General features: G+C 72.0%; 18 protein-coding genes and 1 pseudogene. 1 reads left to right on the top strand and 18 read right to left on the bottom strand.

Annotated elements, in window-relative coordinates:
* Positions 1-339 precede the first annotated feature (339 nt).
* From CSC68_RS01630 to CSC68_RS01570, 14 genes are all read right to left on the bottom strand, one after another.
* Positions 340-1,026, bottom strand: a complete 687-nt coding sequence (locus CSC68_RS01630) for a glycosyltransferase family 2 protein (protein WP_162201752.1) — start codon at positions 1,024-1,026, stop codon at positions 340-342.
* Positions 1,023-1,619 (bottom strand): class I SAM-dependent DNA methyltransferase, encoded by a 597-nt coding sequence (locus tag CSC68_RS01625; RefSeq protein ID WP_162201751.1) that lies wholly within the window; start codon positions 1,617-1,619, stop codon positions 1,023-1,025. Before CSC68_RS01625 ends, CSC68_RS01630 begins: the two co-directional genes overlap by 4 nt.
* A complete protein-coding gene (locus CSC68_RS01620) occupies positions 1,616-2,365 on the bottom strand; it encodes a PIG-L deacetylase family protein (RefSeq protein ID WP_246193413.1) in 750 nt (249 codons plus the stop codon). Before CSC68_RS01620 ends, CSC68_RS01625 begins: the two co-directional genes overlap by 4 nt.
* Positions 2,362-3,339 (bottom strand): acyl-CoA dehydrogenase family protein, encoded by a 978-nt coding sequence (locus tag CSC68_RS01615; protein ID WP_246193412.1) that lies wholly within the window; start codon positions 3,337-3,339, stop codon positions 2,362-2,364. Before CSC68_RS01615 ends, CSC68_RS01620 begins: the two co-directional genes overlap by 4 nt.
* A 550-nt stretch (positions 3,340-3,889) precedes the next feature.
* Complete coding sequence (locus CSC68_RS01610; RefSeq protein WP_162201749.1) at positions 3,890-5,002, bottom strand: ABC transporter permease; 1,113 nt, start codon at positions 5,000-5,002, stop codon at positions 3,890-3,892.
* On the bottom strand, positions 4,999-6,186 hold the full coding sequence (locus CSC68_RS01605) for an ABC transporter permease (protein ID WP_162201748.1): 1,188 nt from the start codon (positions 6,184-6,186) through the stop codon (positions 4,999-5,001). The genes CSC68_RS01610 and CSC68_RS01605 overlap by 4 nt, the downstream gene beginning before the upstream one ends.
* A complete protein-coding gene (locus tag CSC68_RS01600) occupies positions 6,171-7,205 on the bottom strand; it encodes an HlyD family secretion protein (protein WP_162201747.1) in 1,035 nt (344 codons plus the stop codon). Before CSC68_RS01600 ends, CSC68_RS01605 begins: the two co-directional genes overlap by 16 nt.
* Positions 7,198-8,607: a TolC family protein gene (locus CSC68_RS01595; protein ID WP_162201783.1), complete on the bottom strand. Its 1,410-nt coding sequence runs from the start codon at positions 8,605-8,607 to the stop codon at positions 7,198-7,200. Before CSC68_RS01595 ends, CSC68_RS01600 begins: the two co-directional genes overlap by 8 nt.
* Positions 8,608-8,767: 160 nt before the next feature.
* Positions 8,768-8,893 carry a hypothetical protein gene (locus CSC68_RS16005; RefSeq protein WP_281353768.1) on the bottom strand — a complete coding sequence of 42 codons (126 nt, stop codon included), beginning with the start codon at positions 8,891-8,893 and terminating at the stop codon, positions 8,768-8,770.
* Between the two features lie 369 nt (positions 8,894-9,262).
* Positions 9,263-9,439: a hypothetical protein gene (locus CSC68_RS15870; RefSeq protein ID WP_246193411.1), complete on the bottom strand. Its 177-nt coding sequence runs from the start codon at positions 9,437-9,439 to the stop codon at positions 9,263-9,265.
* 191 nt (positions 9,440-9,630) lie between these two features.
* Positions 9,631-9,870 carry a hypothetical protein gene (locus CSC68_RS15860; RefSeq protein ID WP_246193410.1) on the bottom strand — a complete coding sequence of 80 codons (240 nt, stop codon included), beginning with the start codon at positions 9,868-9,870 and terminating at the stop codon, positions 9,631-9,633.
* Positions 9,871-10,126: 256 nt separating this feature from the next.
* Entirely contained in the window at positions 10,127-11,419 is a 1,293-nt protein-coding gene (locus tag CSC68_RS01580) for an adenylosuccinate synthase (protein WP_162201746.1), read from the bottom strand.
* A gap of 298 nt (positions 11,420-11,717) precedes the next feature.
* A complete protein-coding gene (locus tag CSC68_RS01575) occupies positions 11,718-13,439 on the bottom strand; it encodes an amidohydrolase (protein ID WP_162201745.1) in 1,722 nt (573 codons plus the stop codon).
* A 1,144-nt stretch (positions 13,440-14,583) separates the two neighbouring features.
* Entirely contained in the window at positions 14,584-15,018 is a 435-nt protein-coding gene (locus CSC68_RS01570) for an OsmC family protein (RefSeq protein ID WP_162201744.1), read from the bottom strand.
* Positions 15,019-15,255: 237 nt separating this feature from the next.
* On the opposite strand from CSC68_RS01570, the gene fusA reads away from it, so the two are divergent.
* The gene (fusA, locus tag CSC68_RS01565) at positions 15,256-17,328 is read left to right on the top strand and encodes an elongation factor G (RefSeq protein WP_162201743.1); all 2,073 of its coding nucleotides are present in this window, start codon (positions 15,256-15,258) and stop codon (positions 17,326-17,328) included.
* 398 nt (positions 17,329-17,726) lie between these two features.
* Here the strand turns inward: fusA and hutG are convergent, their stop codons facing one another.
* From hutG to CSC68_RS01545, 4 genes and pseudogenes are all read right to left on the bottom strand, one after another.
* Positions 17,727-18,506 carry an N-formylglutamate deformylase gene (gene hutG / locus CSC68_RS01560; protein ID WP_162201742.1) on the bottom strand — a complete coding sequence of 260 codons (780 nt, stop codon included), beginning with the start codon at positions 18,504-18,506 and terminating at the stop codon, positions 17,727-17,729.
* A gap of 31 nt (positions 18,507-18,537) precedes the next feature.
* Positions 18,538-19,923, bottom strand: coding sequence for a glutathione-disulfide reductase (gene gorA / locus CSC68_RS01555; RefSeq protein WP_162201741.1), 1,386 nt, complete (start codon positions 19,921-19,923; stop codon positions 18,538-18,540).
* Between the two features lie 18 nt (positions 19,924-19,941).
* Positions 19,942-21,194: pseudogene (locus CSC68_RS01550) on the bottom strand (NAD(P)/FAD-dependent oxidoreductase).
* 60 nt (positions 21,195-21,254) lie between these two features.
* Positions 21,255-23,546 carry a patatin-like phospholipase family protein gene (locus tag CSC68_RS01545; protein ID WP_162201740.1) on the bottom strand — a complete coding sequence of 764 codons (2,292 nt, stop codon included), beginning with the start codon at positions 23,544-23,546 and terminating at the stop codon, positions 21,255-21,257.
* Positions 23,547-23,585: the final 39 nt, after the last annotated feature.

Genomic DNA, 23,585 nt, shown 5'->3' with positions numbered 1-23,585 from the left:
GATTTCCCGGTTCAACAATGAGTCGGGCCGCCCGGCCCGGGATCCAGAGGTGAGAATGATAGAGGCACCACGGCTCTCTGGCGCGCTGGTATCCATGCTGTCCGCGGCTACGCCGCGCGACTCACGGGGACCCGCCTCATGTACCCCTGGGACTACCCCACGCCGCAGCCAGCCATTCCCGGTTCTCGGGATGAAGACTGGCGTTCGACTTTCGCGCGAGCTGGTGACTGATGAACCGCTCGAACTGGCCGTGAGCTTGCTGGTTGGAATCTCGATCACCGGCCACGCTTCAATGATCAATAGGTCGGCACGCCCTATCCGATTCTTTAGGCGAGGCAGCTATGAGCCCGCTAGCCCCTGCGCCGCCCGCGCCACAGCCGTCTCGATAGCCAACAGGTAATCCCCAAACCCCTGCCGCGCCCGCGCATCCCGCCGGGCGCTGGTGGTGACCGCTGGATTGGCCTTGCGGGCGATGGTGTACCCCGCCCGCTCCAGCGCATCGAGCAGCCCGCGGTCCTCGTGGGCCGCCAGTGCGGGGAACCCGCCTACGGCCTGGTAGGCGGCGGCGCTGAGGCCGAAGTTGGCGCCGTGGACGTGGGGGTGGTCGTCCTCGTAGTGCTCGTCGGCCAGGAAGGCGGCGCGGACGCGCTCGGCGAAGTCCAGCCAGTCGGCCACGCGCACGGTGCCGCAGAAGGCATCGGCGCCGCATTGCAGCTGGGCGGACAGCCAGTCCTGCGGGACCTTGCTGTCGGCGTCGGTGGAGGCCAGCCAGCGCCCGCCGGCCTGCAGCAGGGTGTCGGCGGCGGCGCGGCGGGCCTGGCCGACGCAGCGCGCGTCCAGGGCGATGGTGCGCACGCCCAGGCTGGCGCAGATGGCGGCGGTGTCGTCGCTGCAGCTGTCCAGGGCCACCACGATCTCCACCGGCTCGCCTTGCAGCGCTGGATGGCCGGCTGCGTGCTGGATCGAGCGCAGGCAGTCGCCGATCAGTGCCTGCTCGTTGTGCGCCGGCACCAGGACGCCGATCACCGCAGGCCCTCGCGCTGGGCGACGGTGACCGGATCGCTGCTCCAGCAGTCCAGCACGAAGTCCTCGTCGTGGTAGTGACCGCAGGAGCGCAGGCCTTCGATCACGGCCAGGCGCGCGTGCACTTCGTCGGTGCTGGTGCGGCGGCCGTTGAAATCCGCACGCCAGTGGCAGGCGACCAGGACCGCGCCGGGCTGCAGGCTGGTGGCCAGCTGGCGCGCGAACACGTCCAGCGCGTCGGCGTCGAGGTAGTAGCCCATCTCGCCGACCACCACCAGGTCGAAGCGGTCCTGCGGCCATTGCCGCGGATGCTCCATGCGCTCGATGCGCACGTGCGCCAGCTCGGCGCAGCGCTGGCGCGCCACGGCAACCGCGCGCGGGTGCAGGTCGGTGCCGAGCAGATCGTCGCAGCGGCCGGCCAGGTCGGCGGTGAGCTCGCCGTTGGCGCAGCCGATCTCCCAGCCGCGGGCGAACCTGGGCTGTGGCAGCGCGGCCAGCAGCAGCGCGCGCTTGCGCGCCTCGTACCAGCGGCTGCGGTAGCCGAACGGATCCTCGCCTTCCTGCCAGACCTGGTCGAAGTAACCCGCCAGGCTCATGGCAGGTAGACCTCGAACGGGCGGTGGAAGCGTTCCACCACGTGCGGCGGCAGGATCGGCGCATGCACGGCGGCCGCGCCGGTGCCCAGCTGCGAGCGGAAGCAGGCGATGGCGCGCTGCTTGCGGGCCACCGCTTCCGGCACCAGCGGCATGCGCACCGCATCGAACGGCGGCTGCCCTGCCCCGGGCTCGAGCCAGTGCCAGCCCCAGACCGGATAGCGCAGCAGGCGCTGTTCCTCGCCCACGGTGGCGAGCGCGGCGCGACCGGTGGCGTCGTGGTCGGGATGGCCGTCGGCTTCCCAGGGTGCGAGTACCAGGTCGCCGGGTTGCAGCACGGCGTGCAAGGCCAGTTCGAGATCGTCGGCGTGATCAGCCACGCCGCCATCGGGCAGGCCCAGGCGCTGCACGGTGGGATGCACGCCCAGCTCGGCCAGCGACTGCTCCAGCTCCAGCGGGCGCTGCTCGCGCAGGCGCTTGGGGGTCCAGTAGTCGTGGCCGGGATAGCAGGCCTCGCCATCGGTCACCGACAGCAGGTGCACAGGCAAACCGGCGACGCCCGCGGCGTGCAGCAGGCCGGCGCAGGCCAGGGTCTCGTCGTCCGGATGCGGCGACAGCAGGACCAGGCGGCGGGCGCCTTCCAGCAGCTGCGTGGCGCTGCGCTCGGGCAGGTGGGCCAGCCAGGCCGAGGCGCGCCAGGCGGATTCGTATGCGCCTTCGCCGTGGATGCGCGGGGTGTCGTTGTTCATAGCGGCCATCGGGATCCTGGATCGAGGTTGGCGACGTCGGCGCCAAGGCCGGCCCAGTCGCGCTCGGCATGGCTCTGGCGCACGAACACGGGCAGGTCGGCGCAGCGGCGGGCGTGCTCGCCATCGCGGCACAGCGGGCCGGGGCCCATGGCGCGCGCGGCGGCGTCAAGCACGTCGGTACAGGTGCGTTCGATGAACGAGCGCAGGCGCACCACTTCGCGCCGGTGGTGGAGCGTGGGCGCGGCATCGATGCGCGCGGCCAGCTCGCGCATCAGCGCGGTGGCGGCACCGAGGGCCATGTCGACCCGGCCCAGGGTGGCGGCCAGGTGCGGATCGCGGGCGACGCGCGCCGGATCGGCCATGCGCTGGGCGATGGCGACGGCAGCACCCAGCCAGCACGCGGCCACGCCGGCGCCGCCATGCCAGAAGCCGGGGCGATCGAGATAGGCGCCGGGCGCACCGATGCGCTGGCAGGGCACGGCATCGAACTCCACCGGACCGCTGGGGATGGCAGCCATGCCGATGGCTTCCCACTGCGGAGCGGGCACGCGCACGCCCGGCTGGCGCAGGTCGACCAGGACCAGCTGGCGCGCGTCGCCGGAGGTGGCGGTGACCAGCGCGGCATCGACGAAGCTGGCGCCCGAGCACCACGGCTTGCGCCCATGCAGGCGCGCACTGCCGGGACCATCGCGCACCACCAGGGTGGACTCGGGGCCTTCGGCGGCCCAGACCGCGAGCAGGGTGCCGGGTGCGGGCCGAGGCGCGCCGAGCTCGGCAAGGATGGCGAGGGCGTCGTGGTGGGCTTCGAGGACCTTGGCCAGGGCAAGGTCTTCGGCGCCGATGCCTGCAAGCGCACGCCAGCGGGCCAGTGTGTCGCCGCGACCGGGCAGCGGCAGCGCCGGCCCGTGCAGGCGCGCGCGGGCGCGGTCTTCGAGGGACAGCGGCATGGCGTGCAGGGGATCTGGCGTCGACATGGTCGAAGTGGACCAGCGGCGGGGTGGTTGTGGCGTGAGCCTTGGGGTGGCGCGGAGCGCGCGGCACGGGGAAACCGATCCTCTCCCCCAGTCCCTCTCCATGAGGAGAGGGGAGCAAAGGCGTTGTGCTTCAGGGGCGCGGGGCCGTGGAGACGTCGTACCCCAGGGGCGCCGGGGCGCGATGCGGCCTGCGAGCTATCCGGGCCACGCGCTATGTAGCCTGGGTAAGCGAAGCGCACCGCTGCAATGCCGGAGCGCTGGCGACGCCAAGGGCGCCGCCACGCGCTGCGGCGTCACCGCCGGGCTGCGCAATGGGGCAGTCCAGCGTGGCAGGTTCCCGGATGCGGCCTTCGGCCTTATCCGGGCTACGCGCTGCCCGATCTCTTCGGGGGGAATAGGTCAGCGTCTCCGCGGGGCGTGATCCAGGCGCATCCATGGCATCGGCCTCCTGTGCCGTCGTGGAATACTGTCGGCCAGCACATCCAGCGCGCAGACGATCTCCGATACCCGCGCAGAAGCCGCCCCCGCCCCGTGCTCCGTGACCGGCCCGTCAGGCGCCGTCCCGCCCCGGGGCGTAGCGCCATACCGCCAGCGCGCCATACAGCAGTGTCAAAAAAGCGAGGTTGCACAACTCGGGAAGCGCCTCGGCGAAGCTTGCGCCCATCTGGTTGAACTTCACCATCAGGTTGATGCCGGGCGTGGAGGGAACCAGCCTCGCCAGCCACGCCAGGGGCTGTGGCATCGCCACGGCCGGCCATGACAGCCCGGACAGGAAGAACAGTGGCAGCGCGGTGACCAGCATCAGCTGGAAGGGCCGTTCGCGGGTGCGGAAGAAACTGCCCGCGAACAGCGCGAACGCCACCACCGCGGCCACGTACAGCGCTCCGCCCACCAGCGTACCGGGCGGATTGCCGCCACGCGGATAGTCCTGGAGCCACATCACCAGGCCGTTGTAGTACAGCATGCTGCACATGCCGATCAGCGCGAACGCGGCGGCGATGCCGAGCAGGCCGCGGCGCGAGAACGCCAGCCGACCCAGGCGTTCGCGACGCGTGCCGGCCATGACCAGCATGCCGATCAGCAGTGTCTGCTGCACGATCAGCTGTGCCACGCCCGGCACCACGGCGCTGCCGTAACCCTCGCGGGTGTTGAACAGCGGCCGCGCCACCACCTGCAGCGACGCTGCGCCGGGCGCACCTGCGAAACCTGCCTGCACCACGGCGGCCTCGCGCGCGAACGCGGCGGCGGCCTCGCCCAGGCCCTCCAGCACCACGCCGCCGCGACCGAGGAACGCACCACTGCCGTACAGCGCCAGTTGCCCCTGCCCGCCGCGCAGGATCCCGCGTTCGAACCCCGCGGGCACCACCAGCAGGCCCTGCGCTTCACCGCGGGCGATCCTTGGCCGGGCCTCCTCCACCGAGGTCGCATCGCCGACGATCCTCACCGCGCGCACCGCGCCCGCCTTGCGCACCAGGGCGCGGCTCATGGCGCTATGGTCGAGGTCGACCACCAGCACCGGATACTGCGAAGCCACCTGGTGCCGGTAGGCGACCGGGTAGAAGAACGAGTACAGCACCACGGCGCCGATCAGCGTCACCACCGCGTAGCGGTCCGAGAACACGGCGCGCAGAGTCTCCAGGAAGGCGGCCCTGACCTGGTTCATCGCTGCCCCCAGAAGGCCGGATCGCGCGCTCCGCGCGCATACAGGCGCAGCCCCGCGCCGCCGGCCACCAGCACGAACAGCAGCAAGGTCCCCAGCAACGACAGCGAGGCCGTCCATGCCGCATCCAGGTCGAGCTGCTGCGCCTGCAGCTTGAGGTAGGCGGTAAATGGAAGCAGCTGGCTCCAGGCCTGTGCGAACAGCGGCGCTCCCTGCACCGGGAACGTCGCGCCCGAGAACGCCAGCGACGTGCCCGCGTACAGTCCGGTCAGCGACAGCGACGTGCCCATGTTGCGGGTGGCCCCGACCAGCAGCAGCGCGATGCCGCCGTAGGCCAGGTACATCGCCGCCTGCGCGGCGATCAGCAGGACCGCGCTGCCGGCCACCCCGCCGCGGATCGCGGCCAGCCAGACCAGCGACAGCGTGCCGTAGGCGGTGAACAGCAGCAGGTACGGCGCCAGCTTGCCGGCCACCGCCGGCAGCAGGCGATCGCCGCACTCGGCCAGCCATGTGCCCGCGCTGCCGTCACGCAGTTCGCGCCCGAGCGCGCCCACCATCGCCAGGCAGGCGGCGAGGTGCAGCAGTGCCGGGAACAGCAGGCCGAGCAGGAAGTGCTCGTAGCTGCGCGCGGCGTTGGCCAGCACGGTGGCCTGCACCCGCAGCGGCGGCGGGCGGCCCGCCTGCCCCCCGCCGACCCGCGCCCCCCCACGGCGTACGAGATGCGCACTGGTCGCCTGCGCCGCCTCTCCGATCCCCCGCAGCACCGCCTGCCCTGCCGTCTGGTGGCTGGCGTTGTAGTAGGCGAAAACAACGGCGCTGCCGCCACGCAGGACCTGGCGCTCGGCACCCGCAGGCACGTGCACCACCGCGAACGCCCGGACCGCGCGCACCTCCGACCAGGCCTGCGTCAGGTCCGCCGGCCGCGCGGCCACCCGCAGGCCCGGCACGGCATCGAGCCTGCGCACCAGTTCGCGGCTGGCCGCGCTGTTGTCATGATCGACCACCGCCACCGGCAGTTCGCGCGGCACGCCGGCCGAGAACATCCAGGCCAGCAGCGCCAGCGCCAGCAGCGGGACCCACGTGGCCAACGCCAGATCCCAGGGATCGGCGCGCAGCCGTGCGCACTCGCGCAACGCCGAACGGACGAACGCCTCGCGTACCGTGGGCCGCGTCAGCGTTGCGGCCATGCGAACAGCACGCTCATGCCCGGCCGGAAGCCTGCGACTTCCGCGACCGGCCTCGCGCGCACTTCGAAACTCCTCACGTCGTAGCCGGCCGACTGCCGGGTCGCGCGCCAGGTCGCGAAATCGCCGGCCGGGCTGATGTGGTAGACCTCGAACTCGACGTCCTCGCGCTCCAGCGCCGGGATCGAACCGCGCAGGCGGCGGCCCACCTCCAGGCCCGCGAACTGGTCCTCGCGCAGGTGGAACGCCACCCACATGTGGTCGAGGTCGACCAGGGTGAAGACCGGATAGCCGGCCGCCACCAGCTCGCCGGTTTCGACCAGGCGCTTGGACACCTCGCCGGCCGTCGGCGCGCGGCCGCGCACTTCGCTTTCGGCCGCCTGCACTTCGGCCACGGCGCCTTCGGCCTGCCGCACCTGCGCCTGCGCGGCGCTCCTGTCCTGTTCGCGGGCGCCGGCCTGCGCCTGTTCGTACAGCGCCTGCGCTGCGCGCGCCTGCTGCTCGGCATCGATCGCCTTCGCACGGGCCTCGTCGCGCTGCTGCCGGGGGACCACGCCCTCGGCATGCAGCCGCTCCAGGCGCTGGAAGGTGGAGCGCGCCAGCTCGTGTCCGGCCTGGGCGCGCCGCCAGTTGGCCTCCGCTGCGCGGATGTCCTCCACGCGCGCGCCTTCCTCGGCCTTGTCCGCCAGCGCCTGCGCGGCCGCGAGCGCGGCTTCGGCCTGTCGCTGCTTCGCGGCGATCTCGGGGCTGTCCAGCTCGAACAGTCCCTGCCCCGCCTCGACCCGCTCCCCCTCGGCCACCAGCAGCGCCGACACCCGCGCGGTCACCTTGGCCGACACGTTGATGCTGTCGGCATCGGCCATGCCCTGCACCAGGTCCGCCGGGCTGCGGAACGCCAGCCACAGGCCGCCGACCAGGATCACGGCAATCACGCCCAGGGCGACAAGGCGCAGGCGACGGCGGCCGGACGGTGCATCCGCAGCCACGGGTGGCGGCGGCGGCGACGGAGCGGGTTCATTCATGGGGAAATACCCTGTGGTCTGCCTTGCGGATGTACTCGCCAAAGCGCGCCGACTGGCCACCCAGCTCGAGCAGGTGCGCCAATGCCACGCAATAGTCGTAGGCGGCGTGCGCGTGTTCGACCCGTGCGGCGCCAAGGCCGAGCCTGGCGTCCATGACATCGAGCGAGGTCGACTGTCCCTCGCGGAACGCCAGTTCCTGCAGGCGCAGGTTCTCACGCGCCTGCTCGATGCTGCTGTCGAGCAGCAGGAACTGCTGGCGTGCCGTTTCCAGCGCATTCCAGGCCTGTGCCACGCCGATCCTGATCTGGTTCTGCGCCTCGCGCAGTGCGGCCTGCGCCTGCTCCTGCTGCGCGCGCGCAGCACTGATCTGGCGCGGGCGATCCCGCCCGGACAGGAAGGTGTACTTCAGGCCAATGCCGATGGCCCAATCGGTGTCGGTCAGCAGCGCATCCTCGCGGTACAGGTCGTACTGGCCGAACAGGTACACCTGCGGTTTCAGTGACGCCTCCTGCACACGCACGCCTGCGCCCGCCTGTTCGTCAAGCGCCCGCAGCTGCGCCAGCTGCGGGTGCCGCTCAAGCGCCGCCCGGGTGAACGCCTCCAGCGTGCCCGGCGATGTGCCGACCACGAACAGCGGCGTGATCGGCGTCACCGGCCCATCGCTGCGCAGCAGCAGCGCCAGGGCCTGGGCGGCGGCGTCGCGGTCGTTGAGCGCCTTCTGGTACTCGCGCTCGCTGGCATCACGCGCGACGACCGCCTGCAACACCTGCGCGCGCGTGGCGAAGCCTTCGCGTTCAAGCGATTCGGCATGGGCCAGGTGCTGCCGCATGCCGTCGCGCACCTCGCGGCGCACACTCAGCGCCTGCTCGGCCAGGCCCTGCCCGAAGTAGGCCTGGACCAGTTGCGACGTCAGCTTCTGGGACTGCTGCGCCCGTTCCGCGTCCGCCCCACGCAGGGCGGCCGCGGCCGCCGCCTGCGCGGCCGGGATCTGCCCGCCCGTGTACAGGGGCAGCACCGTGGTCAACACCGGACGCAATCGCCGGTCGCGCTCCTGGAACCGCAACGGGCTTTCGATGCCGAACGCCTCGCCCACTGGCGCCAGCGAACCCAGCGGCAAGCTCAGCGTCTTCTGGAACTCCAGGTAGCGCGCTTCGAGCGAAATCTCCGGCAGCCGCAGGCGCGCGGTCGCATCGGACAGGTCCTGCCGGGCGCGCAGGTTGGCGTCGGCGGCAGCCAGTGCGTCGGAGACCCGCTCCATCCGCTCGCGCGCCTGATCGAAGCTCAGTGCCGTCGCACCCTGCGCCAGTGACGAGGTCGCCGGCAGAAGCAGGACCAGAGCGAACGCCAGCCCGAATGCCCGTCGGTATGCGGCGCGGGATCGCCGACGACGTACCCCGCCCAGCCTGCCAGCATTGCCTGTCGACACCTGTCACCCCATTGCACGGGCCGTCGTTATCCTGAGGCCAGTCGTAGTGGTGACGCAACTTGACCGACCGTCGACTTCACCGACTGCGGAGGGCCCGCGCGCGCCCAGGCGTGAACCCGAAGCCGCTGCGGATGGATCAGACCGGATCGCTGGAAATGCTCGCATCCACGGTTGCACGCTTCCGCCGCCACCTCCCCAACACCCACTCCTCCACATCGTCCACCAGCGTGTACGCCGCCGGCACCACCACCAGGCCCAGCACGGTGGAGGGATCAGGCCACCGATCACCGCCACCGCCATCGGCATGCGGAAGCTCGCGTCGGCGCTGAAGCCCAGCGCGATCGGCAGCATGCCCGCGCCCATCGCCATGGTGGTCATGATGACCGGGCGCGCGCGCTGCATGGGGGCGCGCGCCGAAGGCGGGCGTCTGACGCGGCGACCTGCTTGCCCCCACCCCAACCCTCCCCCGCAGGCGGGGGAAGGAGTCAGGCGGGATGCGGCAAACAATGCCAAGGAGCGCGACTGCGAAAGCACTCGGTCCAGCGGCAGCGAGGCACGGCCAAGCCTCGCCGCGCCTTGCCCCTTCCCCCGCGCGCGGGGGAAGGAGAAGAGTCGCGTGCAGGTGAGACGGTCAGATGCCCTTGCAGAGTTCGGTCCGGTCCGGGCCTTCGGCCGAAGCGAGGCAGCGTTCCAGCGCAAGGCGTTTCCGCACCTCGGTTTCGAGACTGCGCAGGCCCCAGCGGCGGCCTTCGGCGATGGCGGCTTCTTCTTCGGCGCCGTTCAACCAGGCGGCGCGCAGTGCCGCCAAGGCGCCGACGCGGTTGCCGCTGGCGCAGTGGACGAGCGCAGGCCCTTCAATGCCGAGGAGCAGCTGATCGAAGGCGTCGACGGAGGCACGGTCGAGATCGGAGGCGCCTGCGATGGGCAGGTTGTCGTAGGCGAGGCCTGCGGCGCGGACGGCGGAAGCTTCGTCGAAGTCGGGGGTTTCGGCGTCGGGCGTCAGGCGATGACGTGGCGGATGCCGGCGGCGCGCAGGGCAGGCAGGTCGTCGGCGGTGATGCGGCCACCGGTGAGGATGCCTTGCGCCGGCTTGTTGAAGCGGGAGAGTGCATCGGTCGCGGGCGCTTCAGCGCTGGCGGCGGCGGTCGCGTCGGTCTGTGCGCGCGAAGTGGCACAGCCGGCGAGGACCAGCGCGGCAATGGCGACGCAGAGCGTTTGCGAGTGGCGGAGGCGGCTCATGTGGGAGGGCCTTCGGAGATTGCCTGGGGACTTGGGATCAGGGCTCCGGTGGCCGCCACCCCGGCCCTCCCCCGCTTGCGGGGGAGGGAGGCGGAGCGCAACGTCGGAGGAGACTTCTCTTCGCTGTGACGCCTTCGCTGTGACGCCTTCGCTGTGACGCCTTCGCTAACGCCGTCGCTGACGTCTTCACCGGGACGTCTTCGCTGAGGTCGCTTCGCCTGCTTGAGACGGTCGCGAGCAAGGACGCCGCAGCCGGTCAGGCGAACGGGTCCTGCAGGACCATGGTGTGGTCGCGGTCCGGGCCGGTGGAGACGATGCTGATCGGGCAGCCGGCCAGCTCCTCCAGCGCGCGCAGGTAGGCGCGGGCGGCGGGCGGCAGGTCGTCCCAGTTGGTGATGCCGTGGGTGTTCTCGCTCCAGCCCGGGAACTCCAGGTAGACCGGGGTGATCTCTTCCCAGCCCTGGGCGTCCAGCGGGGCGTACTCGGTGCGCTTCCCGCGGTATTCGTAGGCGATGCAGACCTTCAGCTTCTCCATGCCGTCGAGCACGTCGAGCTTGGTGATGCACAGGCCGGTGATGCCGTTGATGGCCACGGCGCGCTTGAGGGCGACGATGTCCATCCAGCCGCAGCGGCGCGGGCGGCCGGTCGAGGCGCCGTACTCGGCGCCGCGGTCGCGGATGCCCTGGCCGATCTCGTCGTCCAGCTCGGTCGGGAACGGGCCGCCGCCGACGCGGGTGGCGTAGGCCTTGGCGATGCCCAGCACGTAGTCGATGTCCTGGGCGCCGACGCCGGTGCCGGCCAGCGCGCCGCCGACGGTGGTGTTGGAGCTGGTGACGTACGGATAGGTGCCGTGGTCGATGTCCAGCAGCGCGCCCTGGGCGCCTTCGAACATCACGCGCTTGCCCTGCTTGCGCAGCTCGTGGCAGATGCCGGCCACATCCGACTTCATCGGCTCGACGTACTCGCCGAACTCCAGCGCTTCCTTGTAGGTGGTCTCGAAGTCCACCGGCTCCACGCCCAGGTACTTGGTCAGCACGAAGTTGTGGTAGTCCAGCGCGGCCTTGAGCTTCTCGGCCAGCTGCTCGGGATAGTGCAGGTCGGCGATGCGGATGCCGCGACGCGCCACCTTGTCCTCGTAGGCCGGGCCGATGCCGCGGCCGGTGGTGCCGATGGCCTTGCCGCCGGCGGCCTTCTCGCGGGCCTGATCCAGGGCGATGTGGTACGGCATGATCAGCGGGGCGGCCGGGCTGATCTTCAGGCGGCTGCGCACTTCCACGCCGGAGGTCTCGAGCTCCTCGATCTCCTTGCGCAGGGCGGCCGGCGAGATCACCACGCCGTTGCCGATCAGGCACAGCGCGTCCTCGCGCAGGATGCCGGACGGGATCAGGTGCAGGACGGTCTTCTTGCCGTTGATGACCAGGGTATGGCCGGCATTGTGGCCGCCCTGGAAGCGCACGACGGCGCCGATCTCTTCGGTAAGCAGGTCGACGATCTTGCCCTTGCCCTCATCGCCCCACTGGGCACCGAGGACGACCACTGACTGGCCCATGGCCGCAACTCCTTTATCTGGCGGCCATCGGGGCCGCGGGATGGAACCGTGCCGGTCACCGCCTCGCCGTTCCCTGCGGGACGCAACGCCATCGGGGCGTTCGGAGGTGCGGGGGCCAGACACGGAAAAAGCCGGTCGGCAGTGTCCAACGAGGAACGTGCCCGACCGGCTTTTGCGGATTATCCGGGTTTTGGACCGGCGGGGCCACCGGCAAGGTGAACGGCCGGACACCGCCCCCTCTCCGCCACCCTCCCCCACGGGGAGAGGGGCTCTAGCGCATGGGCTCGGGGTCGTGGGCTCAATCGGCCGTATGGACCGGCTGGCCGTCCCCCCAGGTGGAACGGACCTGCAGCCGGGACAGCTCGCCGCCGGGGATGGCCAGCGGGTCGCGGTCCAGGACCACAAAGTCGGCGCGCAGGCCCGGCACCAGGCGCCCGACCCGGGACTCGTCGTGGCCGGCGCGGGCCGCTTCCACGGTGAAGCCGCGCAGGGCCTCGAGCGCGGTCAGGCGCTGGCCGGGCAGCCAGCCGCCGGGGGGCTGGCCGTCGCGGTCCTGGCGGGTGACCGCCGCCTGCAGGCCCAGGCGCGGGTCGACCTGCTCGACCGGGAAGTCCGAACCCAGGGCCAGCGGCACGCCCAGGTCCAGGAAGCGGCGCCAGGCGTAGGCGCCGGCCAGGCGCTCCTCGCCCAGTCGCTCGGCGGCCCAGCCCATGTCCGAGGTGGCGTGGGTGGGCTGCATCGAGGCCACCAGGCGCAGGCTGGCGAAGCGCGGGATGTCGTCCGGCGCCACCACTTGGGCGTGCTCGACCCGCCAGCGGTGGTCGGGGCGCGCGCCCTGCCCGGCCAGCGCCTGCTGGTAGGTGTCCAGCACGATGCGATTGCCGCGGTCGCCGATGGCATGGCTGGCCACCTGCAGCCCACAGTCGCGGGCGCGGATCACCGCCGCCCCGTAGGCGGCCGGATCGGTGACCAGCAGGCCGCGGTTGCCGGGGGCGTCGCTGTAGTCCTCCAGCAGGGCCGCGCCGCGGCTGCCGAGGGCGCCGTCGACGAACAGCTTCACGCCCTTCATCTGCAGGCGTCCGCCGGGATGCTGGTAGCGGCCGTGCTCGCACAGGTCGGCCAGGGCTTCGCGGTCGCCGTCGGCATAGGCGCTGATGCGCAGCGGCAGGCGGCCCTCGTCGGCGAAGCGGCGCATCAGCGCCAGGTCGGCGCGGGACACGCCCATGTCGTGCACGCCGGTCAGGCCGTTGGCGACGGCCGCTTGCAGCGCCTGCTCCAGGGCGCGGGCGCGCCAGGCCTCGTCCGGCGGCGGCACGGCGCGCTGGACCAGGGCCATCGCGCCGTCCACGAACACGCCGGTGGCGCGGTTGCCCTCGCGCTCGATGCGGCCGCCGTCCGGCTGCCAGTCACCGTCGAAACGGCGTGCGCCGTCCAGGGCCTCGGCCGCGCGCATCGCCGCGGAATTCGCCCATGCGGCATGGCCGTCGATCCGCGACAGCCACACCGGGCGGTCGGGGAAGGCGGCATCGAGGTCGGCCGCGGTGGGGAAACGCGCGCCAGGCCACAGGTTCTGGTCCCAGCCCCAGCCGATGATCCAGGCGTCCTCGGGCGCGGTGGCGGCGTAGGCCTGCAGGCGCTGCACGACTTCCTGCGTGCTGGTCGCGCCGGACAGGTCGGCGCGCAGCAGGGCGTAGCCCAGCTCCATCACGTGGGCGTGGGCGTCGATCAGTCCGGGAATGACGGTGGCATCGCCGGCATCGACATGGCGGGCCTGCGGGAAGCGGTGGCGCAGTTCGGCGGCCGTGCCGGTGGCGACGATGCGCCCGTCCCTGTCCCAGGCGATCGCGGTGGCCTGCGGCTGGCTGGCATCCAGGGTGTGGATGCGGCGTGCGGTCAGCACGGCCTCGGCGGTGGTGCCGCCGTAGGCCGGCGGGGCCGGCGATTGCTCGGTGGCCGGCACAGTGGTGGCGAGGAAGGTGGCGAGAAGCAGCGGGAGGGCGCGGGTCACGCTTCGGTGCATGGCGTCGTCCAGCGATTGGGGGTGCGCCCGACTATGCCGGGGGCCGGCGATGGGGGCAAACGTCCTGCGCGTAGCCCGGATAAGCGAAGCGCATCCGGGAATGGAGCCTCAGCGCCATCTGGTGCCACGGTGGCCCCGGATGCGGCCTGCGGCCTTATCCGGGCTACGCACTGCCGCCTCGCCAGGCTGCTGGATCGCTTCAGTGCCGCATATTACGTAGCCCGGATAAGCGAAGCGCATCCGGGAATGGAGGCTCAGCGCCATCTGGTGCCACGGCGGCCCCGGATGCGGCCTGCGGCCTTATCCGGGCTACGCAGAACCTGCGGGAGTGGGCGCCTGAGTGCGTATACGTAGCCCGGATAAGCGAAGCGCATCCGGGAATGGAGGCTCAGCGCCATCTGGTGCCGCAGCGGCCCCGGATGCGGCCTGCGGCCTTATCCGGGCTACGCAGAACCTGCGGGAGTGGGCGCCTGAGTGCGTATACGTAGCCCGGATAAGCGAAGCGCATCCGGGAATGGAGGCTCAGCGCCATCTGGTGCCGCAGCGGCCCCGGATGCGGCCTGCGGCCTTATCCGGGCTACGCAGAACCTGCGGGAGTGGGCGCCTGACCGCGTATACGTAGCCCGGATAAGCGAAGCGCATCCGGGAATGGAGCCTCAGCGCCGTCTGGTGTCGCAGCGGCCCCGGATGCGGCCTGCGGCCTTATCCGGGCTACGCAGAACCTGTGGGATTGGCGCCTGACTGCATATACGTAGCCCGGATAAGCGAAGCGCATCCGGGGAACGGCTCAGCGCCGTCTGATGTCGCAGCGGCCCCGGATGCGGCCTGCGGCCTTATCCGGGCTACGGAGAACCTGTGGGATTGGCGCCTGACCGCGTATACGTAGCCCGGATAAGCGAAGCGCATCCGGGAATGGAGCCTCAGCGCCGTCTGGTGTCGCGGCGGCCCCGGATGCGGCCTGCTGCCTTATCCGGGCTACGGAGAACCTGTGGGATTGGCACCTGACCGCGTATACGTAGCCCGGATAAGCGAAGCGCATCCGGGAATGGCTAAGCGCCGTCTGGCGTCGCAGCGGCCCCGGATGCGGCCTGCGGCCTTATCCGGGCTACGCAGAACCTGAGGGAGTGCGCGCGCGCGGCGCGACTCAACCGACCAGTTCGGCTTCCAGGCTGATCGGCACCGCCGACAGCGCCTTGGAGACCGGGCAGTTCTGCTTGGCGTCGTCGGCGATGGCGCGGAACTGCTTCTCGTCGATGCCGGGGATCTGCGCCTTGAGCCTGAGGCGGATCTGCGACAGCGCCGGGCCGCCTTCCAGCGAGAGGTCGACCTCGGCGCGGGTATCCAGCGCGGTGGGGGTGAAGCCGGCCTCGCCCAGCTTGGCCGACAGCGCCATGGTGAAGCAGCCGGCGTGCGCGGCGGCGATCAGTTCCTCGGGATTGGTGCCCTTCTCCTCGCCGAAGCGGCTGTTGAAGCCGTAGCGGGTGCCTGAAAGCAGGCCGCTCTGCGGCGTGTCCAGCGTGCCCTTGCCGGCCTTGAGGTCGCCTTCCCAGTGCGCGGTGGCGTGACGCGAGATGCCCATGGCGTGGTCCTTACATTCCGTGGAGGGGAAGGCGCAGCCTAGCGGCCGGGCTGTTAGCGGTCCGTGCGCGTGACGGGCGCGTGCTTGTGCGACGCAACGTGCCCGCGGACGCGCAAGGCGCGATGGTGTGGTCTCCGCCATGACCGCCCGCTGGCACGCGCCCGGGCCGCCCTTCCATGGATCGGCACGTGCCGCACAGCCATGACGGCCAGCCACCCAAGATGGGAGGAATGGCACGTGCCCTACACCACACGCGACATCCGCAACGTGGCCCTCGCAGGCCACCCCGGCGCCGGCAAAACAACCCTTTTCGAAGCCCTGCTGCATGCCGGCGGCGTCCTCGCTACGGCAGGCAGCGTCGAACGCGGCAATACCGTGTCCGACTCCGATCCACTGGAAAAGCAGCGCGGCCACTCGCTGGATATCGCCATCGCCAGCATCGACCTGGCCAACGGCGAAGGCCGCACCCACCTCAACTTCATCGACACGCCGGGCTACCCGGATTTCCGCGGGCCGGCGCTGTCGGCGCTGTCGGCCGTGGAAACGGCGCTGGTCGTGGTCGACGCGGACACCGGCGTCGAGCACGGCACCCTGCGCCTGATGGAGCGCGCGCGCGAACGCGGGCTCTGCCGGGCGATCGTGGTCAACAAGATCGACCACGAGCACGCCGACTGCAGCGGCGTGCTGATGCAGCTGCGCGAGACCTTCGGCCCGGAAGTGCTGCCGCTGAACCTGCCGGCGGACTGGGGCCGGCGCGTGATCGACTGCTTCGACGCCCAGGCCGGCGACTCCGACCTCGGCCCCGTGTCCGAATGGCACCAGCGCATCCTCGACCAGGTGGTGGAGGTCGACCCGGAGGCGATGGATCGCTACCTGGAGAACGGCGAGGACGGGCTCACGCCGCAGGAGCTGCATGACGCCTTCGAGAAGTCGCTGCGCGAGGGCCACCTGATCCCGGTGTGCTTCGTGTCCGCGCGCAGCGGCGTGGGCGTGCGCGAGCTGCTGCAGCTGGTCTCGCGCCTGTTCCCCGATCCTACCGAGGCCAACCCGCCGCAGCTGCTGGCCGGCGACGGCAACGGCGGCGAGCGACCGATGGTGGTCAAGCCCGATGCGGACGGGCATGTGATCGCGGACGTGTTCAAGGTGGTCAACGACCCTTTCGTGGGCAAGCTGGGCGTGTTCCGCGTCTACCAGGGCACGGTGCGGCGCGACACCCAGCTGTTCGTGGACGACGGCCGCAAGCCGTTCCGCGTGGGCCACCTGTTCGCCCTGCGCGGGCGCGAGCACGTGGAGATCGAGCAGGCCATCCCCGGCGACATCGCCGCGGTCGGCAAGATCGAGGAGGTGCACTTCGACGCGGTGCTGCACGACAGCCACGAGGAGGACGGCGTGCACCTGGCGCCGGTGTCGTTCCCCAGGCCGATGTTCGGCCTGGCGGTGCAGGCCGCCAGCCGCGGCCAGGAGCAGAAGCTGTCGCAGGCGCTGCGCAAGCTGGCCGAGGAGGATCCGGCGTTCGTCGTCGAGCACAACGTCGAGGTCAACGAGACGGTGATCCGCGGCCTGTCCGAGCTGCACCTGCGGGTGATGCTGGAACGGCTGAAGGACCGCTTCGGCCTGGAGGTGACGGCACGGCCGCCGCGCATCGCCTACCGCGAGACCATCTCGGTGCCGGCCGAGGGCCATCACCGCCACAAGAAGCAGACCGGCGGCGCCGGCCAGTTCGCCGAGGTCTTCCTGCGGGTGGAACCGCTGGAGCGCGGCGCGGGGTTCGAGTTCGTGGACGAGGTCAAGGGCGGCACCATCCCCGGGCAGTTCATCCCCGCGGTGGAGAAAGGCGTGCGCCAGGCGCTGCAGGGTGGCGCGATCAGCGGCCATCCGATCCAGGACGTGCGCGTGGTGGTCCATGACGGTCGCCACCATCCGGTGGACAGCAAGGAGGTCGCGTTCGCCACCGCCGGGCGCAAGGCCTTCCTCGATGCGGTTTCCAAGGCCAGGCCGCTGGTGCTCGAGCCGGTGGTGGCGCTGGAGGTGTGGGCGCCGGAAGCGCAGCTGGGCGACGTCACCGGCGCCTTGGCCACGCGTCGCGCGCGCATCGCCGGTACCGACGGATCGGGCAACAACGCGCGCAGTGAATCGGTGGTGCGCGCGCAGGTGCCGCAGGCCGAGCTGGAGGGCTTCGCCGCCGAGCTCAAATCGCTGACCGCGGGCAAGGGCCGCTATGCGCTGGATTTCAGCCATTACGAACCGGTGCCGCCCAACGTGCAGCAGAAGCTGGTGGCGGCGTGGAAGCCGAAGCCGGAGGAGGATTGACGCAGGGCGTCGCCACGGCGCCCGCTCCGCTTTGCGTAGCCCGGATAAGCGAAGCGCATCCGGGAGGGCGCATGGCAGCGCCGCGATCCGAAACACAGGCCGGTTCCCGATCCCCTACTCCGCTCCGCGCCCCGGCCCGCGTCCGGGAGACGCGGGCGTTCGGCGGCTTGCGCGCCATGGCGCGCAAGCGATGCCGCCTTACCTCCAACGGCCGAGGGGACCCGGATGCGCTTCGCTTATCCGGGCTACGCAGGAGCCTCACGCCCAGGGTGGCGAGGCCTTGGCGACGGTACGGCGCACAAACGGCGCCGCTTGCCTTGAAGCGAAAGGGGGACCCGGGTGCGCTTCGCTTACCCGGGCTACTCGAGCTTTCCCCTCTCCAGGAGGGAGAGGGGGAGTCATTCCATCGCTGCCTGCAGCAGCGCGCGCAGCACCTGCTGAAGCGCTTCGGCGCGTTGCGGGTCGTAGGTGAAGCTTTCCTCGTCCATGTAGGTGCGCTGGGCCAGCTCCAGCTGCACGGCTTCCACGCCGGTCTCCGGTGCGCCGTAGTGGCGGGTGATGTAGCCGCCCTTGAAGCGGCCGTCGACCACGTGGGTGTACTGCGGATGCGCGGCCAGCACTTCGGCCAGGCGCTGCTGCAGCCGGGGCGAGCAGCTGTGGCCGGCGGCGGTGCCGAGGTTGAGGTCCGGCAGCGCGCCCTCGAACAGGTACGGCAGGGTGCCGCGGATCGAATGGCCTTCCCACAGCACCGCGCGCCCGTGCCGGCCGCGGATGCGCTGCAGCTCGGCGTCGAGGTTGTCGTGGTAGGGACGCCAGTAGAGCTCCACCCGACGCGCGATCTCCGCCTCGTCCGGCTCGGCGCCGGGCAGGTACACCGGTTCGCCGCTGAACTGGGTCACCGGGCACAGGCCTGTGGTGTTCTGGCCCGGATAGAGCGAGGTGTCGTCCGGCGGCCGGTTGAGGTCGACCACGTAGCGCGAATAGCGGGGGCGGATGATCGACGCCCCGAGTTCGCGGGCGAAGGCGTACAGGCGCGAGACGTGCCAATCGGTGTCCGGCACGCGGCGGGCGCTGTCGGTCAGGCGCGCGGCGATGTCGGCGGGCACCTCGGTGCCGTCGTGCGGCAGGCTCACGAGCAGCGGCGCGTCGCCCTGGTGCAGGTGGAAGATGTCGTCCATGCGGCCGATTGTAGTCCGGCCGCGGTGGAGCTCAGAGCAGCACCAGTTCCTCGGCCGAGGTCGGGTGGATGGCCACGACCTGGTGCAGCTGCGCGCGGGTCACGCCGAGCTTCAGCGCCACCGCGAAACCCTGCAGGATCTCGTCCACCGCCTCGCCCAGCAGGTGGATGCCCACGACCCGCTCCTCTTCGCCCACGCAGACGATCTTGAACAGGCTGCGCTGCGGCGAGTCGGCCAGGGCGGTCATCATCGGCCGGAAGTTGCTGGTGAACACCTTCACCGCCGCGCCGTGTTTCTCCCGCGCCTGCTCCTCGGTCAGGCCCACGGTGGCCAGCGGCGGATGCGAGAACACCACGGTGGGCACGTTGTCGTAATCAAGCTTCGCATCGGCCTGTCCGCCGAACAGCCGCGCCATCAGCCGCCGCGCGGCGGCGATCGCCACCGGGGTCAGCGCCAGCCTGCCGGTGACGTCGCCCACCGCGTGCACGCCTTCGAGCGAGGTGTCCTGCCACGCGTCGACCACCACTTCGCCGCGCTCGCCCAGCTCCACCCCGGCCTCCTCCAGCCCCATGCCGGCGGTATTGGGCCGGCGCCCGGTGGCGAACAGCACGCAGTCGAACGGCTCCGGCACCACGCCCTGCGCCTGGCCCTTGTGCACCACGCGCACGCCCCCCCCATCGCCGGCCTTCAGCGCGGCGACCGGCGACTCCAGGTGCAGGCGCACGCCGCGGGCCTGCATGTTGGCCTGGAGCATGGTGACGATCTCCGCGTCCATGCCCGACAGCAGGCGCGGGCCGCGCGCGAACAGCTCCACCCGGCTGCCCAGCGCCTGCAGCACGCCGGCCAGTTCCACCGCGATGTAGCCGCCGCCCACCAGCGCGACGCGCGCCGGCGCCCGGGTCAGTTCGAAGAAGTCGTCGGATACGCCGGCCAGCCCGGCGCCGGGGATGTCCGGGCGCAGCGGATGCCCGCCGGTGGCCAGCAGCACGCGTCCGGTGCGCAGGCGCACGCCGGTGTCGGTGTCCACCGTGTGCGCGTCGCGCAGCGTGCCACGGCAGGGCATCAGCGCGATGCCGGCCTCGTCCAGGCGCCGCCGGTAGCTGGCGTGGATGTTGGCGATGTAGCGCTGGCGGTGGGCGATGAACACCTGCCAGTCCAGCGCCGGCGGCGCCTCCGGCAGGCGGAAGCCCAGGTCGGCCGCCAGGGCCATGCGCTCGGCCAGCCCGGCTGCCAGCCACATCGCCTTCTTCGGCACGCAGCCGGCGTTGACGCAGGTGCCGCCAAGCTCGCGCGGCTCCAGCAACGCCACCCGCGCACCGCGTGCGGCCGCGGCGAACGCGCCGGCCAGCCCGCCCGAGCCTCCGCCGATCACCACCAGGTCGAAATCGGCCTGCGGACGGGTAGCGGTCTGGCTCATGCGGAAGCTCCTTTGCGTCTAACGGAAGCGCTCGACCCGGTAGGGATGCGGATCGATGGCCGGTGCGCGGCCGGTCACCAGGTCGGCCAGCAGCTGGCCGCTGGCGGCGCTCATGCTGATGCCCAGCATGCCGTGGCCGGCCGCGATCCACACGTGAGGATGGCCGGGCGCGGGGCCCAGCGCGGGCAGGTCGTCGTAGGTCATCGGACGCCAGCCGTACCACTTCTCCAGCGCCGCGTCGACCGGCGGTGGCTGGCGCAGGTACTCGCGCGCGGCGCGTTCCAGCGCGCCCAGGCGCACCGGGTTGAGGCTGGTGTCCTGGCCGGAGAACTCCATCGTGCTGCCGAGGCGGAAACCGTCCTCCCACGGGGTGACGAAGACCTGGCGGTCCTTCAGCACCAGCGGGCGCCGCGGTGCGCCGGGCTGCGGGCCATAGGTGATCGAATAGCCCTTGCCCGGCTGGATCGGCAGGCGCACGCCCAGCGGGCGCAACAGGCGCGGCGTCCACGCCGCCATCGCCACCACCACCTCGCGCGCGCGGCGACGGCTGCCGTCGGCCAGCTCGACGGTGGCGCCCGTTGCATCGGGCAACAACGCGATGGCCGTGGCCTGCTCCTCGATCACTCCGCCGCGATCGCGGATCGCGCGCGCCAGGCCGGCGGTGTAGCGGTCCGGGCGCAGGTGGGCGTCGTCGGGGAAGTGGATCGCGCCGACCAGGCCTTCGCGCAGCGCGGGCTCGCGGCGCTGGTACTCCGCGCCGTCGATGACCTCGGTGGCGATGCCCAGCTCGGCCAGCGGGCCGCACTCGGCCACGTACTCGTCGAAGTTGCGGCGGGCGCGGAACACGTAGTCCAGGCCGGATGCGGTGAACTGGCAGTCCAGGCCGTAGCGTTCGATCCACTGCGCCAGGCGCACGCGCGATTCGCGCAGGATCGCGGCGCGGCCGCGCGCGCTTTCCATCCGGCCCGGTGGTTGCAGCGGCGGGCGAAGCGCAGCAGCCAGCGCCACAGCTCCGGATCCACGCGCGGCTTGAGGTACAGCGGGGCGTCCGGGCTCAGCATCCAGCGCAGCGCGCGCCAGGGCACGCCGGGCGCGGCCAGCGGCGGCGCGTGGCTGGGCGTGACCGTGCCGCAGTTGCCGTGCGAGGTGGCGCCGCCGACCCGGCCGGCCTCCAGCACCCGTACCCCGCGACCGGCCTCCAGCAGCGACAGCGCGGTGGCCCGGCCGATGGCGCCGCCGCCGAGGATGAGGACGTCGTCTTGGGGGTTCACCCGCGCAAGTCTACCCGCCCGTCCCGCGGGCGCGGGACGTGGTTGCCGCCGCAACCACGGTCACAGCGGCTTGCCGATCTCCAGGAACAGCACGCCCTCGCCGCCCTCGCGCAGGCCGTAGCCGAACAGCATCGGCCCGATCGCCGAATCGAAGCCCAGGTACAGGCTGCCGTTCCAGATGCCATCGGAGGCGCGCATGTCGCCGCGCTCCTCCCAGGCATTGCCGTACTCGACAGTGGCGCCGACCACGGCCGAACGCCGGAACAGCGCGGCCAGCTGGTAGCTGTAGCCGGCCATCAGCATCGCGTAGTGCTGCCCGGCCAGTTCGTTGTAGTGGAACCCGGCCAGGCGCCCGCGTCCGCCCAGGCGGTGGCGCAGGTGCAGCGGCAGCTCGCCGGACAGGGTGGCGTGCCAGGCCAGCCCCGCCTGCAGCGCGTGGCGGCCGAACGGCGCCGCCGCCAGTACGTCCAGCCCGGCCTCCTCGAAGCGCGCGTCGCCGCCCAGCCAGCCGGCGCTGCGGCGGTAGGCCAGGCGCGACCAGTGGCCTTCGCGCGGGAAGTACAGGCTGTCCAGGCGGTCCACGGCGACCTGCGCGTACCAGCTGCCCGCATCGAGGTCCACGTCCGGCAGGGTCGGATCGCCCACTTCCACTTCGGCCTCGCCGGTGCTGCGCTCCAGGCCGATCTCGGCGGCGCCGTAGCGGCCGAAGGTGCGGCCCAGGCCCAGCTGGGCGCTGGCCGCCTGCGCCTCGTAGGTCGCCACGCGGTTGCCGCGGCCGTCGAACACCGGGACGGTGGTGCGGCGCGCGCCCAGGCGCGTCTGCAGGTACCAGCGCGCCTGCGGATCGAACGGGTGGTAGTACTCGCCCTGCAGTTCCGGCTCGCTGCCCAGGCCCAGCAGCACGCGCGCCTCGGCGCCATAGGGTGTGGCCGGGGAACGCAGCAGGGCCAGGCGCAGGCTGCTCTCGCTGGTGCCGCTGAAGTCGGTGGCGGTGCGGAAGCCGGCCTGCAGGTAGTTCGGGCCCTGCGGCTTCTCCCGCGCGCGCACCACCACGCCGGTCAGGCCTTCGTCGTTGCGCTCGACCTCGTAGGTGACGCTGGCGAAGGTGCCCTCGTTGTAGGCGCGCAGGGTGGCCCGCTCGAGGTGGTCGGCATCCAGCGGCCGGCCCAGGGGGATGTCGACGATCTCGGTAAGGACCTGGTCGTCGTAGCGGCTCTCGTTCTCCAGGCGCACGTACCCGCCCCCGGCGGGTCCGCCCGCCGGCGGCGTGGCCGGCGGCACGGCGCGCCAGCGCGGCAGCGCCGCCAGCGCCGGGGCTGCGGCCTCGGCGGCCTCGCGGCCGATGCGCAGGGCCTCGGCGGCCTTGGCGAAATCGCCGGTGGCCACATCCTCCCCGAGCAGGGGCACCACCAGCACGTCGCGCCCGCCCAGGCGCGAGACCGAGTCGCGGGTATTGCCCACGGTGAGCATGCCGGTGAGCTGGGAGACCACCTGCAGCACGCTGGCATCGCTGCCGAGCTCCATCAGCGGGGTGCCGACGTCCACCGCGATGACCACGTCCGCGCCCATGCGCCGCACGGTATCGATCGGCACCTGCTCGGCGATGCCGCCGTCGACCAGCACCCGACCGTCGATCCGCACCGGCTGGAAGATGCCCGGCAGGGACATGGAGGCGCGCATCGCCAGGGCCAGGCTGCCGGACCCCAGTTCGACCGGCTGCCCGGTGTTGAGGTCGGTACCGATCGCGCGGAACGGGATCGGCAGCTCGTCGAAATCCCTCACCGCGGCCACGTGCAGGGTCTTGCGCTCGAACAGCGACAGGATCCGCGCGCCCTGCAGCACGCCCGGCGCCAGCCGCACGCCGCGCGGCCCCAGCCCCAGGCCGATGGTGGCCAGGCCCTCGCGGTCGTCCTGCTTGCGCCGGTAGCTGCGCTCGCGGCGGGGAATGGAGTCGTCGAACAGCTGCTTCCAGTCCGCTTCCAGGACCAGCTGCTCCATCTCCTCCAGCGGCACGCCGGCCGCGTACAGGCCGCCGACCAGCGACCCCATGCTGGTGCCGGCGATGCAGTCCACCGGCACGCCCAGCTCCTCCAGCTTGCGCAGCACGCCCAGGTGGGCCACGCCGCGCGCGCCGCCGCCCCCCAGGGCCAGGCCTATCCGCGGCCGGGAGGTGTCGCCGTCGCGTTGCGGGCAGGAGGTGCCGGGCGTGGCCACCGGCGCCGCGGGGTCGGGCGCGCCGGCGGCGGCCGCGGTGCCCGCCAGCGCCATGCATGCGGCCAGCAGCCAGCGTGCGGCCGCGCCGCGTTGGACGATCCTGCCCTTGCGCCGGCCCGCGGCCGCGACCTTGTCCATGAACCCGCTCCTTGTGAGTGGCGCGAGGTTAGCGGCAGG

The sequence above is a fragment of the Pseudoxanthomonas suwonensis genome (assembly GCF_010093235.1).
Classification (GTDB): domain Bacteria; phylum Pseudomonadota; class Gammaproteobacteria; order Xanthomonadales; family Xanthomonadaceae; genus Pseudoxanthomonas; species Pseudoxanthomonas suwonensis.
Note: the sequence above shows the minus strand (reverse complement) of the source record. Positions and strands in the feature narration are given on the sequence as shown.

Bases quoted from the DNA above. Each gene is read 5' to 3' on its own strand.
- CSC68_RS01605 (WP_162201748.1), bottom strand. From the start codon at position 6,186: ATGGCCGCAACGCTGACGCGGCCCACGGTACGCGAGGCGTTCGTCCGT.
- gorA (WP_162201741.1), bottom strand. From the start codon at position 19,923: ATGAGCCAGACCGCTACCCGTCCGCAGGCCGATTTCGACCTGGTGGTG.
- CSC68_RS01580 (WP_162201746.1), bottom strand. From the start codon at position 11,419: ATGGGCCAGTCAGTGGTCGTCCTCGGTGCCCAGTGGGGCGATGAGGGC.
- CSC68_RS01620 (WP_246193413.1), bottom strand. From the start codon at position 2,365: ATGAACAACGACACCCCGCGCATCCACGGCGAAGGCGCATACGAATCC.
- CSC68_RS01575 (WP_162201745.1), bottom strand. From the start codon at position 13,439: ATGCACCGAAGCGTGACCCGCGCCCTCCCGCTGCTTCTCGCCACCTTC.
- CSC68_RS15860 (WP_246193410.1), bottom strand. From the start codon at position 9,870: ATGAGCCGCCTCCGCCACTCGCAAACGCTCTGCGTCGCCATTGCCGCG.
- CSC68_RS01545 (WP_162201740.1), bottom strand. From the start codon at position 23,546: ATGGACAAGGTCGCGGCCGCGGGCCGGCGCAAGGGCAGGATCGTCCAA.
- hutG (WP_162201742.1), bottom strand. From the start codon at position 18,506: ATGGACGACATCTTCCACCTGCACCAGGGCGACGCGCCGCTGCTCGTG.
- CSC68_RS01600 (WP_162201747.1), bottom strand. From the start codon at position 7,205: ATGAATGAACCCGCTCCGTCGCCGCCGCCGCCACCCGTGGCTGCGGAT.
- CSC68_RS01570 (WP_162201744.1), bottom strand. From the start codon at position 15,018: ATGGGCATCTCGCGTCACGCCACCGCGCACTGGGAAGGCGACCTCAAG.
- CSC68_RS01625 (WP_162201751.1), bottom strand. From the start codon at position 1,619: ATGAGCCTGGCGGGTTACTTCGACCAGGTCTGGCAGGAAGGCGAGGAT.
- CSC68_RS01610 (WP_162201749.1), bottom strand. From the start codon at position 5,002: ATGAACCAGGTCAGGGCCGCCTTCCTGGAGACTCTGCGCGCCGTGTTC.
- CSC68_RS01615 (WP_246193412.1), bottom strand. From the start codon at position 3,339: ATGTCGACGCCAGATCCCCTGCACGCCATGCCGCTGTCCCTCGAAGAC.